The following is a 16,673-nucleotide window of genomic DNA, read 5'->3' as shown; positions in this document are numbered from 1 at the left end:
CCATTTCCCCTGGCTCTCATCCCGACGCTCACCAAGCACGGGTAGAGCGCGGGGCTTCCCGCCGAGAAGCTAAAAAGAGTGCGTTTCCCTTAGCTTATCCACAACCGCTGACGCGCCGATGACGCATTTACGCCTCATATCTCCTTTGCGGTTCTATTGCTTGCTAAACTGAGCCGCTGAAATCTCAACTTAGCAAGCGTGTCTGCCGCCGACGCCAACTTATTCTTTTGATGACAACTTCTGCCCAGAAGAGATGACTGAGGGGTTAAAAGCTCTTCAAAGTCTTGCATTTTCCTAAAATACATGGTATGGTATGGTATTAAAGGTTTATAGTGGTTTTCATAGTGGTGCGGTAAAGAATTTCTCACCGATTCAGTGCATTCGCGGGAATGCTAGATGAGAGTTGCTTACCACATTAATTTGAAATCCGCTATAAGTAACCATAGGCTAGACTGTTTGGGCAGGTTATGCACCGTCTTATGCCAAATCAGGTGGAGATAGGTCGGTCTGAAAAGGCATCCCAGAAGGGAGAGTCAGGCGTTGGTTCAAACCAAGCCAGGTATTCGGCAATAGCCCTTCGTTGCCCTAGGCAGGCTACGTTAAAACAGACTTTTGACAAGCAGATTTTCTATACCTTACCCTAATGAGCTTTTTGAATCAGCAAAAGTATTCTGGGCATGGTTAAATCAAGGAAGCGCGATCGGGCAACCCTGTGTTCCTACATTAGGTTTTACATTGGATTGAGGACAAACAATGAATCGAGTTAGCGAAGAGACATCGGCAAATATTTTAGTCGTGGATGACGATTCCCATAATTTGCGGTTGTTGACCGAAGCATTGACTCGCCAGGGATATGAAGTTCGCCCAATTCCGAACGGTAACATGGCTTTAGCTGCAGTGCAGGCAGAAGCGCCCGACTTGATTTTACTCGATATTATGATGCCAGATAAAGATGGGTTTCAAGTTTGTGCAGAGCTAAAAGGCGATGAAAACACGCGGGATATTCCCGTTATTTTTCTCACGGCTTTGTCGGAAGCATTTGATAAAGTCAGAGCTTTTTCATTGGGAGTTTCTGATTATATTACAAAACCTTTTCAAATTGAAGAAGTTATTGTAAGAATCGAGCATAATTTAAAGTTATTTTGGTTGCAAAGAAAGCTGGTCATTCAAAACGATCGCTTACAAAAAGAAATTAAAGAGAGAAAATTAATGGAAGAGAAGCTGCTCTCTTCTCAGGCAGAAATTCGCGGCTTTTTTGAAGCAATGGCGGACATCGTGATGATGGTGGATGCTGATGGAAATACCCTAAAAATTGCCCCAACGAATCCAGAGCAATTATACGGCAATGACACGGATATTATCGGAAAAACTGTAGAACAGTTTTTTGGGTCTTCCGGGGAGAAATTTCGGGAAAAGATTCGCGAAGCCTTAGAGACGCAGGAAGTGGGAAATTGCGAGTATAGCCTCATGCTGGGAGAACGGCGAGTGTGGTTTTCAGCGAGTATTGCGCCGACTTCAAAGAACACCATCGCATGGGTGGCGCGCGACATCAGCGATCGCAAAGTATTAGAACAAGAAATTGCCGTGCGAGAAGCGCGATTAAACGGATTTTTTAATAGCGCGGCTGTGGGGATGAATATTGTAGACCGGGAACTGCGATTCATCCAAATTAACGATATTTTGGCAGAAATAAATGGATTGCCGGCACCGGAGCATATCGGAAAAAGTATCCGCGAGGTTGTCCCGGAAATCGCGCCTGTGGTGGAACCATTGTACCATCAAGTATTGAGAACGGGAAAACCGCTTATTAACCACGAAATTAGTGGGGAAGTGCATAGTCAACCAGGGGTAATGCGGTATTGGGTGGTGTCGTATTTTCCCATTTTCCAGGGAAACGAGGCTCCATCTAGTGTGGGTTCAGTGCTATTAGAAATTACCGATCGCAAGCGAGCCGAATTAGAATTGCGCTTAGCAAAAGAGCGCTTGCAATATTTGTTGGCGGCGAGTCCGGCGGTGATTTTTAGCTGCAAGCCGTCGGAGAATTGTCCCGTAACCTTTATGAGCGAAAACGTGAAAGAAGTGCTCGGTTACGAGGCTAGAGAATTCCTGGAAAACCCGAGCTTTTGGAAGGGGAAGATTTATCCAAAAGACCTGGAGAAAACTCACCTGAATGGGGAAGGAATAACCGAGGATATGATGGGTTATGAGTATCGCTTGCAGCATAAAAAGGGATATTACTGCTGGGTGTACAGCGAGCTTAAATTGCTGCGGGATGAAAGGGGAAATCCTTTGGAGTGGGTGGGGTATTTAATCGATATTAGCGTTCGCAAAGCTGCGGAGACAGCCCTGAGAGACAGTGAAGAACGATTTAACCTGGCGGTTTCCGGCACGAATGACGGGATTTGGGATTGGGATTTAAAAACAAATCGGGTGTATTATTCTCCGGTTTTGGTGCAGATTTTGGGATATGAAGAAGGGGAATTGCCCGCGAATTTTAGCACCTGGTCCGAGCGCATCCACCCCGACGATTGGTTAGTGACCCTCGCCGTGCTTGAAGAACACAGGCACAGTAGAAGTTCGACTTTCCAACATATCCATCGCCTGAAACACAAACAGGGGCATTGGTTGTGGGTGGAAGTGAAAGGGAAATACCTGGAGGATCGCGCGGGTGAACCCTACCGGGCGATCGGGACTTTAACGGATATTACGGCGCGCAAGCAAGCCGAAGACGCCCTGCGCGAAAGTGCCCAACGAGAGAAAGCCTTGTCTGCGGTGATTCAGAAAATGCGTAAAAGCTTGGATATTGACGAGATTTTTGCGGCGACGACTTCTGAATTGCGACAGGTGATAAACTGCGATCGCGTCTTAATTTATCAGTTCAATTCCGACTGGAGTGGCGAATTTGTGGCCGAATCTGTGGGTGAGGAATGGAAGCCGCTTTTGTATGGCGCGCCTCTGTCAAACACCATAATCGCACCGCAACAATGCCCGGTAAAAAGCTTAACCCCAGCTAACGCTTATCTGCGAGATACCTACCTGCAAGAAACCAAAGGTGGCGTTTACAACCGGGGAGTAAATTACCTAGCTGTGGCCGATATTTATCGCGAAGAGTTCGCCGATTGCTATATAGAAATGCTCGAGATGATGCAGGCAAAAGCTTACATTATTGTCCCGATTTTTCGGGGCGATCGCCTCTGGGGACTGCTTGCGAGTTACCAAAATAAAAGTGCAAGGGAATGGAAACCCGCCGAAATTTCAATGGTGATGCAAATTGGCAATCAACTGAGCATTGCTCTCCAGCAAGCCAAACTACTGGAACAAACGAAAAAGCAATCGCACGCCCTGCAAAAAGCGGTGCAATCTGCCGACTCCGCCAACCGCGCCAAAAGTGAATTCCTCGCCAATATGAGCCACGAATTGCGGACGCCGCTAAATGCAATTCTCGGCTTCGCTCAAATTATGAATACCAGTCAGTCGGTGTCTGTGGAACATCATAAAAACCTGACAATTATCAATCGGGCGGGGGAACATCTCCTGGCGTTAATCAATGATGTCTTAGACTTATCAAAAATTGAAGCCGGTCGCATGACCTTTAACCAGAGCGAATTCGACCTTTTGCAACTGCTAGACAGTTTAGAAAAAATGCTGCAATTAAAAGCGGCATCCAAAGGGTTGGAACTCATTTTTGACTATGGGGAAGGTCTTGTGCAGTATATCAAAACCGATGAAGGTAAGTTACGTCAGGTTTTGCTCAATTTGTTGGGCAATGCGATTAAATTTACTGCAGCGGGTCGGGTGACGCTACGGGTGTGGGTTAATTCGGACAAGCAAACTCCCCCTGCGGCGGGTTCCGAAGAGCGAACGATTAGCATTCATTTTGAAATCGAAGACACCGGCCCGGGGATTTCCCCAGAAGAGTTAAAGCTTTTATTTGAAGCTTTCGGACAAACCGAAACCGGACGAAAATCTCAGGAGGGAACTGGTTTAGGCTTGCCTATCAGCCAAAAATACGTGCAGTTAATGGGGGGAGAAATTCAAGTCACCAGTACCCTGGGTCAAGGCAGCATATTTGCTTTTGACATTCAATTCCAGTTAGGAGAAGGGGAGAAAAATCCGAGGGAGAAGAAGCCATCTTCTTCCATTCGCGGATTAGCCACCAATCAACCTGAGTATCGCATTTTGGTGGTTGACGATAATTCCGAAAGTCGCCTGTTATTGCGTCAAATTTTCACCGGAATTGGTTTTGCTGTCTGCGAGGCTGAAAATGGCAAAGAGGCGGTACAAAAGTGGCAAGAGTGGCTACCGCATTTGATTTTAATGGATATGCGAATGCCGGTGATGGATGGCTATGAAGCGACGCGACAAATTAGGAGACGGGAACGACAGTTGTCTCCTGACTCGGCGATGCCCAAAACCATCATTGTTGCCCTGACTGCTAGTGCTTTCATTGAAAGGCGAGACAAGATTTTAAACGCCGGATGCGATGATTTTATTGGCAAGCCATTTCAAGTGCCAGAGTTGCTGGAAACCATCGGCAAATATCTCGGGGTGGAATACGAACGAGAGGCAGATACTCCCGGAACAGAAGCGACATCCAACGGACCGCAAACCCTGAGTTCTGCTGAGGCGATCGCCCAGTTATCCGCCCAACCGCCAGAGTGGATCGAAAAACTCCAGCAAGCAGTCTGTCAGTGCAGTGACGAGCTGGTTTTGGAATGTCTAGAAGAATTGCCCGCACAACAAGCTCCTCTGGCAACGACTATCGCCAATTTAGCTGAAAATTTCGAGTTTCATAAAATTTTGTATCTCATCGAAGGCAAAGCTTTATGAGTAATCTAATTTCGTTTAGCCAAACTGAACGATGCAGAAACACCCTAAACAAGAGTCGGACGATAATTTAAGAGAAATATCCAGGTCACTGGGAATTTTTATTAAAAAAAAGCCGGTTTGAAACAATATTTTTCGGTATTTAATTAGTCCAATGCCACTTTTAAATTAATTTCAATTATCCCCATTCATTCCCTAAATTTAACCCTCCTGGGTCGCAGGAGGGCGGGCAAATCCTCCTCATTTATGCTACCATTGATTGGATGGCATCAAACCGTGCGCCGACATCTTGCCAATTCACCACATTCCACCATGCATCGAGATAGTCACCGCGTCGGTTGTTGTATTGCAGATAATAAGCATGTTCCCAAACATCAGTAATGAGCAAGGGAACGATGCCAGTCATCATGCTATTTTGATGATTCATCAATCCTTGGGTAATCAACCGACCTTGCATGGGTTCCCAGGCGAGCAAACCCCAACCGGAACCTTCTACACTACTGGCAGCTTGGGTAAATTGTTGTTTAAAGGTGTTAAAACTGCCAAAATCTCGATTGATTCGATCGCCTAACTGCCCGGTGGGTTCGCCGCCACCATTGGGACTCATGTTATTCCAATACAGGGTATGATTGACATGCCCCGCGCCGTGAAATGCCACGCGCCGTTCTAGATGTTGAATGTTGGAAAAATCTCCCCCCTGACGCGCTTGGGACAGTTCTTCTAAGGCAGTATTTAACCCTTTGACATACCCGGCGTGATGCCGATCGTGGTGCAGGCGCAAGGTTGCTTCATTGATATGAGGTTCCAGGGCATTGTAATCGTAAGGTAAAGGCGGTAAAGTGTACTTACCGGATTCATCTTGGGCGATCGCGCATCCGGGCGCAACCCCCATCGCTACTGCACTCGCACCCAGCATTAGCAGTAGATTTCGACGGTTGACGTTCATAATAAAACTCGACGATTGATAACGACAATTTAACTGTTCTCTTATTGTAGGATAAATGACCCAGCGCACCCAAACCCCTGTCACGCCTCGTCCTTTTCTCAAGTGGGCGGGGGGCAAAAGTCAGCTCATCGAGCAATATAAACCCTTATTCCCCAAGGGGTTTAAAAATTATTACGAGCCATTCTTGGGTGGCGGCGCTGTGTTTTTTTATTTGCATCAACAATTTACTGGTTTCAATGCATTTTTATCCGATATAAATCCGGAATTAATCAACGTTTATTGCTGCGTCAGAGATGATGTAGAAACTTTGATTGACTTGCTCGACAAGCATCAATTAAAACATGGAAAAATCCATTACTATCAAGTGCGAGGAAAACTGTTTCGCCGGAAAAAACACAGAGCTGCACGCCTGATTTATTTGAACAAAACCTGTTTTAACGGATTGTATCGGGAGAATTCTAAAGGCGAGTTTAACGTGCCGATGGGACGATATAAAAACCCGAAAATCTGCAATGCGGATTTACTGCGATCGGTCTCTGAGGCGCTGACCAAAGCTGAAATTAACCTACAGCCTTTCGACGCGGTTTTAGAACAAGCGAAAACCGCCGATGATTTTGTGTATTTCGATCCGCCCTATTATCCGCTCAATCCCACCAGTAATTTTACGGCATACAGTCGCTATTCTTTTAATGAAGAAAGCCAAAAAAAACTGCGCGATACCTTTGCTGAGTTGAGCGATCGCAACGTGCGGGTGATGCTTTCCAATTCCGATTGCGAGTTTATCCGAAACCTGTACAAAGACTTTCACATTCATACGGTTTATGCCACGCGATCGATTAATTCCAAGGGAAAGAAACGGGGAAAAATCTCCGAAGTAGTGGTCACTTCTTATTGAGGCGGAAAAGAGGCGGAACCTTCCCCGGAATTGGGGGAAGGCGTTGCATTAGGGGAGCGTTATTAGCATGAGCTGGTAACGAGTCGGCACCTTTCTCCAGTGGCGAGGCTCACCCTAGCATCTGCAATTATTTTTGCCCGAGTACATATCATATTTGCCCAGAGGCGACTTTTAGGGGACTAAATTTGCTCGGGCAAGGGAATAACCGCTTGGTCGATGATATGATTGTATTCATCAATGGCGCGGAGGATGATTTGGTCGGAATAAACCGCGATCGCGACAAAACTGAGCCAATCGAAGGCGCGGGCGGTCCAAGACGAGCGTCCCACGCGGCGAGTTTTGGCACCCGATCCACAGGTTAAATAGGTGGTTCCGTCAATGGGATGGGTGCGTTCGTAATTGTGATTGTGACCGTTCAAATAGAGGGGAACGCCATAAGTTTTTAAGAGCGGTTGTAGGCGACGACGCAAGCGGCGATCGCTCCAATGCAATCCAGAAGTGTACGGCGGATGATGTCCGAAGAGGATTTTCCAAGGAGCATCGCTCGATCGCAATTGATTTTCCAACCAAGGTAATTGATTGTCCCAATCTGCATTTTTATTGGTATCCAAGGCAAAAAACTGCACCGAATCGCGGCGGAAGGTATAGTATCGCCCTGTCATATTGAAACCGGGATAATTCAGTTGCGCGTTGCCATTATCCGTGCGGATATCGTGATTGCCCAGACAAGCATAAAATTGCACCCCCAACTCCAATAAAGGTTGATAAGGTCGCTCGAAAACCCGGGTAACTTTTTCGATTTCGCCATTGTTGTAGATATTATCCCCGGTTAAAATTGCGAAATCGAAGGGATGTTGCTGGTGGTAATCTTTCATCGCGCGGGCGATCGCATATTGCCCTTGTTTACCCGTACCCGTATCCCCCAAGCAGACAAAGCGCAAGCGAGGCGGTTGTGCGGGGAGTGCGATCGACTCCCAGTTGGAGTTGGGATATGCGGTTTCATTGCTGAGTGCTTGCAGGGTTTTGCCCACCACTGCAAATCCTACAGCCCCGAGTCCTGCGAATATAAAATTACGCCGATTGAATTTCATTGATGGATAACAATAGATTTACGAGCCTTGGAAGGCACTTCTGTGGCGGCCATCATTGGCTATTTTAGCATAGCGCCGCTTGGTTGCCGCTGGTTTTCGCGCCCAGACCTAGAGGAAATTTGCGATCGCGTTTCTCCCCATGCGCGCCCATGATAAATTAAGCCTAGAGAGGCAGCCTCTTTATCATTCCCGTAATCTGTCGCTCCCATTTATGGAGAATTCGATGTCAGAAGATCGAGAACGGCAAAATCCATCCGAATCCGAAACTTCCCCTTCCGAAACCCCTACCCCCGAAGCGAGTGAATCCGCCCCGGGTGAGGGTTCGCCAGCGCCTCCGCCCAAACCCTCCCCGTTTAAACAAGCAATTATTAATATTTTGCGCTCCACGATTAACCTGTTAGAAAGGGCGGTGAAAAAACTGGAGTCCGAACCGACATCGGAACCCGGGGAAGGGGTATTGGCATCGGTATTGGCACCGGTGCGAGGGATTTTGCCAGAATCCCTGAATCAAAGATTGCCCGATTGGGGATTAGCCACTGCGATCGCCTCGATTGTGGCGATCGTTATCTGGACCAGCAGCAGCTTGCTGTCACCAAAACCGCCAGAAATTGCCCAGCTTCCCTCAGAACAACCCACTCCCCCGGTAGAAGCGCCGACGGTAGAAGCGCCCCCGGTAGAAGCGCCGGAAATCCGAGAAATTCCACCGGTGGAACTGGAACAACCTACCGAAGAAATCCCCGAACCGGAACTCACCGAACCGGAAAAATCTCCCCCGGTGGTAGAAGAACCGCAACCGACGGAAACCGTTGCGCCACAGCTTCCGCTCACCCCGGAGCAAACCTTAATTGCAGCAATTCAAGAGCGAGTGGCGGAGGTGACGAGCGAATATGCAGATGGCCTGATTCAGTCTCTTAAAGCTAATTTTGCCGCCAGTTTGTTGCAGGTAAAAATTAGTCCCCAGTGGTATGAATTAAGCTTTTCTCGTCAAGATAAATTAGCCTCAGAAATCTTGCAGCGCGCCAGAGATTTGGACTTTTCTGAAGTTGAAATTACCGATTTGCAAGGGGATTTAGTGGCACGTACTGCCGTGGTTGGGTCGCAGATGATTATTTTAAAACGATAAAAAAAGTCGGTGAAAAGGTAGAGCCTCCGAGAGGGTTGCCCAGCATGAACTGGGAACGAGTCTCATTAGCCCGCGTCAGCGGGCTTTGTTGCATTTAGACCTACCCTGAACCCGGGGATTTTTCAGAGCAATCGAGCGGGGATGGGATTAAATAATCCTACGGATTCATAGCGCGATGATAGGCTTTTACTTTGGCATCGATGCCAGTGATATCGGTGCCGATGACCACTGCATCTGCACCGATCGCGAGGGCTTTTGCTGCCATATCTGGGGAAGCAATACCGCCTTCACAAATAATGAAAGAATCGGGTGGGAGTTGTTGAGTCATTTGGGCGAGCAAATCAAAGCCCGGGGGTGATAAATGTTGGGTGGCGCGGGTGTAGCCGTAGAGGGTGGTTCCGAGGATATCCGCGCCCAAATTCGCCGAGGAGATCGCCGCTTCGAGGGTATCCACATCTGCCATGACGAGTTTTCCCAGATTGTGGTGAATTTGGGCGATTAAATTGCCCAAGGTTTCGCCGTTGGGGCGTTCTCGCAGGGTCGCATCAATGGCGATAATATCCGCACCGGCTTGGGCGATCGCCGCCGCATGATGGAATTGCGGAGTAATGTACACTTCGCAATCGGGAATCGACTGTTTCCACAAGCCGATAATCGGGATAGTGGCATCGATGCGTTGGCGCACTGCTTGTACGTGGGCGGGGGTATCCAGGCGCAGGGCGAGTGCACCTTGATTGAGTGCAGCTTGCGCGATCGCCGCGATAATTTGGGGGTCGTGTAATGGCGAATCCGGAGGTGCCTGACAAGAGACGATCGGGCCGCCGCGCAAGGCGTCTCGTGTTATAGAACGACCTAACTTTTCCGGTGGTGTATTGTTCATTGATAGTTGTGAGTTAATCCGCTAAAGTTCAGAATTGAGAAAAAAATTGCTGTTGGTTGCTGATTTTTTGGCAGTTAAGCAAGCCTGCAAATTATGCGATCGCATTGATGGGAAAAAAGTAGACACCAGGATTATCGCGTCTTTACTAATCGGGTTGAAATAATGAATTGACTTTTCGCAATAACTTTTCGGGTTGAATGGGTTTGGGTAAATAATCCTCCGCACCTAATTCTAAAGCGCGGTTTTTTTCTTGCGACAATGATTGAGGAGATAAGACTAAAATTTTCAGATGTCGGGTAGCGGTGGAATTCCGGAGGTATTCAACAATTTCGCAAGCATCCCGTCCGGGCAATTGAAGATCCACAATCACCGCGCTGGGTTGCAGCACTTCAATTTGTTGAATCGCGGTGACGCCTTCGATCGTCCAGACCACTTGATACCCCGCAGTGGTGAGGATATCGCAAATTAAAATAGCGCTTTCTTCGTGGTCTTCAATCAACATAATGCGCCCGGGAACCACCTGACTATTGTGGCGATCCAAATTGCTTTCTCGACCCGGAGAAGAGATGGGTTGAGCGGGTAAGCGGACGGTAAAAACCGACCCTTTGCCCACCTTAGATTGGACGCCGATCCAGCCGCCGTGGAGTTCTACCAATTGTTTGGTTAATGCCAATCCCAGACCGGTTCCTCCATATTGACGATGATAGGAGGTATCCAATTGTTGGAATTTTTGAAACAACAGGGGGATTTGGTCTTCAGGAATGCCCACCCCGGTATCTTCCACTTGAAAAATAGCATGTTTACCTTCAATCAATACCCGGAGGGTAACGGTACCGCCTTTGGGGGTAAATTTGATAGAATTACTCAACAGATTTAAGAGAATTTGTTTGACGCGCTGTTGGTCGGCGGTCCAGCGATCGCCTTCCCGATCGAGAGAGAGCGTCATTTCCAACTTTAACCCAGCCGCCGCCGCTTTGGGGGCGAGAGTTTGTAGGGTGTATTGCGCTAACTGAGTCAGGGAAAATTCAGTAATGTTTAAAATTGCCTTGCCCGATTCGAGTTGAGATAAATCGAGGATATCGTTAATCAATTCGAGCAGATGTTCTCCACTATCGTGAATGGTTTTAATGTAATCCTGTTGTTTTTTGCTCATCTGACCGAAAGACCAGCGTAACAAGGTGGAGGACATGCCAATAACGCAGGTTAGCGGCGTCCGCAATTCGTGACTCATGGTGGCCAAAAATTCACTTTTGGCGCGATTCGCCGATTCAGCCGCCAATAAGGCATCGTGCAGGGCTTGAGTGCGATCGATAACTCGTTCTTCCAGGGTTTGTTTTTGGCGATTCACTTCAGCGTAGAGTTCGGCTTGATGAATGGCCAGGGATAAATGTTCGGCAATATGGCGGAGAAAATTCTGTTCGCTCGGGAGCCACTGACGCGGGGAAAAACAGTGGTGAGCGATGAGCAATCCCCAGAGTTTTTTTTGCACCACAATGGGAACGACTAATTTAGCGCGGATTTGATGCGATCGCAGTAATTGGAGTAACGATTCATCCTCCCCATAGGCAACTTCCACATCTTCGATCGCCTGAATAAACCCTTGGGAATATTGCCCTTTTAACTGCGGCGTATCGATAAAGCACCCTTCGCCTTCGGGTAAATGAAGCACCGAAGGAATCTCATCATTTGCGCGGCTTTCATAAGTCACTAGATCCTTGGGGAGTTCCGGCTCTGCAAGCGGGAGATCGTCCTCAGAAGAGTCCTCCAGATCCGAGACACTCCATTCCCCTTCGAGGCCCTCCCATTCAAATTGATAAATCACCAACCGATCGACCTGCAAAAACTGCCGCACCTGCTCCACGGCGGTATATAAAATTGTCGGCAATTCCAAACTTTGGCGAATCTGAGCGGTGACTTGATTGAGCAAGCGCTCTTGTTCGATTTGTTGGCGCAGTGCGTCTTCCATCGGTTGACACATGGAAATCCCGCCTTCCGATGGGGAAACAGCCTCCACTTGCGGACAGCGATCGCTGAGGATATCCAGTAATGAGAGGGTAAATTCGCTTTGGCGTTGCGGATCGTTGGGGTGCAGGGAAGCGCAGGCGCGATCGAGCCGCGCCGGATCCAGGGTCAGATCCCGACATTGGCGCAATTGAGATAAAAATGCTGCGATCGCCTCGCTATCGAAGGTTAAACCCACTTCATACAAGCTTCCCGACTCCGCCAACGGGGGATTCTCCCGAGTGTCCTCAATCGGCGACCCCAACAGCAAAACGCTAAACCCAGGCGAGACGATTGCGCTAAAGCATGTCCAATCGCGATCGAGGTCAATGGCATCGGCGGAGAGATTTTCTGCGGCGATCGTCACCGATTCTGGGTCGTTGTGGTGTTGCTGCAACAGCTCGCGCAGCCGCTCAAAGGTAGGATAAGGTAAAATTCGACGTTGGATTTCAAACGTAGGCATAGTTTGGAGTCGGTTGGCACAAGCTGGACGCTAGGGCGAGATGTGTTCTGTCACCTCAACCAAGGGACGATCTCATTTTCAAATCAGTGCAGGGATTTGGCTATAGATTCGAGCGGTTAACCTGGACAGAACTACAGTAAGTCTCATATCGATTGAAAAGTCTCAGCCATATATGAATTAATTCCTTATTAGCTATAGTATTGCTATTTTTGATTTTCTTGGCTTGTTTTAGCCTACTCTTTAGCTTTTCTTTAGACATCGCACGAAAAAAGCCGCCCCCTTGTCCCAACCCTGCCTCGAAACCGAAAGTCGATCTAAGATGAATTTTGGCGTAAATCTACCTCTAGATAGAGGTCAAGCCTCAAACGAGGGGAATGAGTGCGCCTCAGCATCCGCGCGATCGCCTTTGGGTCAATCTGGATTCCGAGGAATCCGCCCCGCGAGGGTGGCAAAGCGCGGCGCAGAAGTGCCGCAACCACAACCCTTCGCATCGATTGCGGTGCGAATACACTACAGGAGGAAATCAAGATGCATCGTTTAGCCGCCACACCAGGAGGTTGGAATCCACAAGAAGAAGGGGTCATTATCGTAACCCAAACCCCCGCCGAAATCGTCGTGTTGACGGCGGCGGATACGGATATTCAAGTGCTGGCATCTGCTGTAGAAAAGCTGCCCCCAGACTTCCCCTCCCTGCGGGTGGTGAATCTACTGCAACTGCAACAGCAGCTTAGTATCGATAGCTATGCAGAAACAGTGCTGAGCAAAGCGCGGGTGATTCTCTTGCGCCTGTTGGGGGGAAGAGCCTACTGGTCCTATGGGTTGGAAGTGGTGCGCGAAACCGTGGAAAACAGTGGTGCCCAGGCGATCGTGCTGCCGGGAGACGATCGCCCGGATCCGGATTTAATGGACCATTCTACCGTTTCTCTGTCTGCCGCCAATCAATTGTGGCGCTACTTCACCGAAGGCGGCGTGGAAAATGTTACCCATGCCCTGCAATTTCTCGCCGATGTTTGCTTGCGGGGTGATTATCAGCCCCCCGCCCCGAAAATCGTGCCTCGGGTGGGGGTTTATGCCACACAGGCGGGGAAAATGCCCCCGGGAGAGGTTCCCCTCGCCAAAGTCGGTATTTTGTTCTATCGCGCTCATTATCTGGCGGGGAATACTGCGGCGATCGATGCTCTGTGTCGCGGGTTAGCCCACCGAAAATTGCAGGCGGTGCCCTTGTTCGTGTCGTCTTTGCGGGATCTGGAGGTGCAAGCGGAGGTGTTGTCCTATCTGCAACCTGCCGAGGGGGAGGCGGTGCAGTTACTTCTCAATACCACAGGATTTGCAATTTGTCAAGTGGGCGAGACCCTGCGATCGCACCGACAACCCCCACCGTCCTCTCCGGATTTATGGCAAACTCTGGATGTGCCGGTGTTGCAGGCGATTCTCAGTGGTGGTACGGCGGAACAATGGGAAAAAGGATTTCAGGGCCTCTCGCCGCGCGATATGGCGATGAATGTAGCACTTCCGGAGGTGGATGGACGGATTATTACCCGGGCGATTTCCTTTAAGGCGGTGCAAGGGGAAAGTGACAAGCTGGAAACCCCGGTGGTGGTGTACGAACCCCAGAGCGATCGCGTGGATTTCGTGGCGGATTTGGCGGCGAATTGGATAACATTGCGCCAAACCCCGGTGAGCGATCGTAAAATTGCCTTGATTTTGGCCAATTATCCCACGCGCAACGGACGGTTGGCGAATGGCGTGGGTCTCGATACTCCTCAAAGTTGCGTGCAATTGCTCACAGCCCTGGCAGATGCCGGCTATTCCGTGACGGATATCCCGGAAACCGGGGATGAGTTAATCCAGCGCCTGACAGCGGGCGTGACTAACGATCCGGAAAGTCGAGAATTGCGACAAGCGTGGCAACAGGTATCTGCAGCAGCGTATCGGCAGTATTTCCAGCACTTGCCGCCATCCTTGCGCCAGGGAATTGCCGATCGCTGGGGGGAACCGCCGCAAGTCGGCGCGTCTTTTGCGATTCCGGGCATTCAACTGGGAAATGTGTTTGTGGGTATCCAACCGACTCGGGGATACGATGCGGATCCGAGTTTGAACTATCATGCGCCGGATTTAGAACCGACTCACGAGTATTTGGCGTTTTATTATTGGATTCGGGAACGATTTGCCGCCCAAGCGATCGCACATGTGGGCAAGCATGGCAATTTAGAATGGTTGCCCGGAAAAAGTGTGGCGCTGTCACAAGCGTGCTATCCGGAGGCAGCATTGGGCGCAATGCCTCATTTCTATCCGTTTATTGTCAACGATCCCGGAGAAGGATCCCAGGCGAAACGGCGATCGCAGGCGGTGATTTTAGACCATCTCACGCCGCCAATGACCCGCGCCGAACTCTACGGTCCAATGCAAAAACTCGAAGCTTGGATCGACGAGTATTACGACGCCCAAAGTTTAGACCCCGCGCGCTTACCTACTATTCGCGATCGCATCGCACAATTAATACGCGAAGAACATCTCGATCGCGATTTGTCTTGGCTCAATTCTTCTACCCCCGGGGCAAGCGACCCTCACGTTTCCCCCAGCAAATCGCCAGAATTTAGCGACTTTATCGCCAATATTGATGGCTATCTGTGCGAATTAAAAGAAGCGCAAATTCGCGATGGATTGCATATTTTGGGGCAATGTCCCCAGGGACGACAGTTGCGGGATTTGATGGTGGCGATCGCCCGTCATTCCGGACGCGATCGGGTGGGATTGACCCGCGCGATCGCCCTCGATTGGGAATGGGATTTCGACCCGCTCACCGCCGACCCCTCTCGCGTGTTATCCCCAGATGATTCTCTCGAAATCCCCCCATCTTTATCCGCCAAACCGGGATTAATTCTCGGCGACTTAATTGCCGAATTAGAACGAATTGCCGCTGAATTGGTAGAGGAAATCATTGCCAGTCAAACTGAATCAAACCACAATAACTTAGGGGTACAATTGGCGGAAAATCCGCAAATTGTGGGAGAAGAAACTCAGAAAGAACTGCACTGGATTCGCCACGCTCTGCTGCCTGCACTGCAAGAAACGAAGCAAGAAGTCATTCAATTTTTGCGCGGATTAGATGGCCGATATTTGCCCAGTGGGCCATCCGGTGCGCCGACGCGGGGACGCCCGGAAGTGTTGCCCACGGGACGGAATTTTTATTCCGTGGATATTCGCGCAATTCCCACCGAAACCGCTTGGGATGTGGGACGAAAAGCGGCGGCGGAATTAATCGAGCGTTACGCGCAGGAAAATGGGGAGTATCCGAAGAGTTTGGGATTGTCGGTTTGGGGAACTTCAACCATGCGAACCGGGGGAGATGATATTGCCGAAGCATTGGCATTGTTGGGGGTACAACCGGTGTGGGATGGTCCCTCGCGCCGAGTGGTGGATTTTGACATTTTGCCGGTGCGAATTTTAGGTCGTCCTCGGGTGGATGTGACGTTAAGAATTTCGGGATTTTTCCGCGATGCGTTTGGCAATGCGATCGATTTGTTCGATCGCGCGGTGGCGGCGGTTGCCAGTTTGGACGAACCGGCAGAAGACAACCCCTTGGCGGCGCGGGCAATGGCGGAAAAGCAACAGTGGCAAGCGCAAGGATACAGCGAACAACAAGCGGAAGTGCGATCGCGCTATCGCGTGTTTGGTTCGAAACCCGGGGCCTATGGTGCCGGTTTGCAAGGGTTGATTGACGCGCAAAACTGGACCGACGATGCGGACCTCGCCCGCGCTTATATTAACTGGAGTTGTTATGCTTACACCGGCTATGGTGAGGGACATTCCGCCCCGGAAGCCTTTACTCAGCGGTTGCGGGAAATGCAAGTGGTGTTGCACAACCAAGATAACCGAGAACACGATTTGCTCGATTCGGACGATTACTATCAGTTTCAAGGCGGTTTAACGGCGGCTGTACGTGCGGTGAAAGGGGAAAATCCTACTACCTATTTCGGGGACAATTCCCTGCCGGAAAACCCGAAAATTCGCCAGTTGCAAGCGGAAATTGCTCGGGTTTATCGTTCGCGCGTGGTGAATCCAAAATGGATTGCTGGGGCGATGCGACATGGGTACAAAGGTGCGTTTGAAATGGCGGCAACTTTGGATTATTTGTTTGCTTACGATGCTACGGCACGCTGTGTGGAAGATTTTATGTATGAAGGGGTAGCAAAGGCATATGTGTTGGATGATTCGGTGCGGGAGTTTATTCAGGAAAAGAATCCTTGGGCGTTGCGGGATATGGCGGAACGATTGTTAGAGGCAAATCAGCGGGGATTGTGGCAAGGGAGTGATGGCGCAATGTTGGAAGAATTGCGGGCGATCGCGCTTCATGCAGAAGGGGCGATCGAATCTACTACTAACCCGGTTTAAGTTAAAATAGCACCATCTCTGTGGTTCCCAGGTTTCCACCTGGGAACGAGAG

The 16,673-nt window shown here is 49.6% G+C and carries 8 protein-coding genes; 4 read left to right on the top strand and 4 right to left on the bottom strand.

Annotated features, from left to right (window positions below):
- Positions 1-753: 753 nt before the first annotated feature.
- Entirely contained in the window at positions 754-4,830 is a 4,077-nt protein-coding gene (locus AC0QH1_RS23255; RefSeq protein ID WP_324633758.1) for a response regulator, read from the top strand.
- 241 nt (positions 4,831-5,071) lie between these two features.
- Here the strand turns inward: AC0QH1_RS23255 and AC0QH1_RS23250 are convergent, their stop codons facing one another.
- Positions 5,072-5,773 (bottom strand): superoxide dismutase, encoded by a 702-nt coding sequence (locus AC0QH1_RS23250; RefSeq protein ID WP_324633757.1) that lies wholly within the window; start codon positions 5,771-5,773, stop codon positions 5,072-5,074.
- A 55-nt stretch (positions 5,774-5,828) separates the two neighbouring features.
- Between AC0QH1_RS23250 and AC0QH1_RS23245 the strand changes: the two genes are divergently transcribed.
- Positions 5,829-6,668: a DNA adenine methylase gene (locus AC0QH1_RS23245; protein ID WP_324633756.1), complete on the top strand. Its 840-nt coding sequence runs from the start codon at positions 5,829-5,831 to the stop codon at positions 6,666-6,668.
- A gap of 179 nt (positions 6,669-6,847) precedes the next feature.
- On the opposite strand, the gene AC0QH1_RS23240 is transcribed toward AC0QH1_RS23245, so the two are convergent.
- The gene (locus AC0QH1_RS23240; RefSeq protein ID WP_324633755.1) at positions 6,848-7,759 is read right to left on the bottom strand and encodes a metallophosphoesterase family protein; all 912 of its coding nucleotides are present in this window, start codon (positions 7,757-7,759) and stop codon (positions 6,848-6,850) included.
- Positions 7,760-7,982: 223 nt separating this feature from the next.
- Between AC0QH1_RS23240 and AC0QH1_RS23235 the strand changes: the two genes are divergently transcribed.
- Positions 7,983-8,882 (top strand): hypothetical protein, encoded by a 900-nt coding sequence (locus tag AC0QH1_RS23235; protein ID WP_324633754.1) that lies wholly within the window; start codon positions 7,983-7,985, stop codon positions 8,880-8,882.
- A 157-nt stretch (positions 8,883-9,039) separates the two neighbouring features.
- On the opposite strand, the gene AC0QH1_RS23230 is transcribed toward AC0QH1_RS23235, so the two are convergent.
- Complete coding sequence (locus AC0QH1_RS23230; protein ID WP_324633753.1) at positions 9,040-9,762, bottom strand: N-acetylmannosamine-6-phosphate 2-epimerase; 723 nt, start codon at positions 9,760-9,762, stop codon at positions 9,040-9,042.
- Between the two features lie 145 nt (positions 9,763-9,907).
- Complete coding sequence (locus tag AC0QH1_RS23225) at positions 9,908-12,226, bottom strand: hybrid sensor histidine kinase/response regulator (protein WP_324633752.1); 2,319 nt, start codon at positions 12,224-12,226, stop codon at positions 9,908-9,910.
- A 528-nt stretch (positions 12,227-12,754) separates the two neighbouring features.
- On the opposite strand from AC0QH1_RS23225, the gene cobN reads away from it, so the two are divergent.
- Positions 12,755-16,621, top strand: coding sequence for a cobaltochelatase subunit CobN (gene cobN / locus AC0QH1_RS23220; RefSeq protein ID WP_324633751.1), 3,867 nt, complete (start codon positions 12,755-12,757; stop codon positions 16,619-16,621).
- Positions 16,622-16,673: the final 52 nt, after the last annotated feature.

The organism is Phormidium sp. CCY1219, from assembly GCF_055795085.1.
This window is presented reverse-complemented; position numbering and strand designations above follow the sequence as displayed.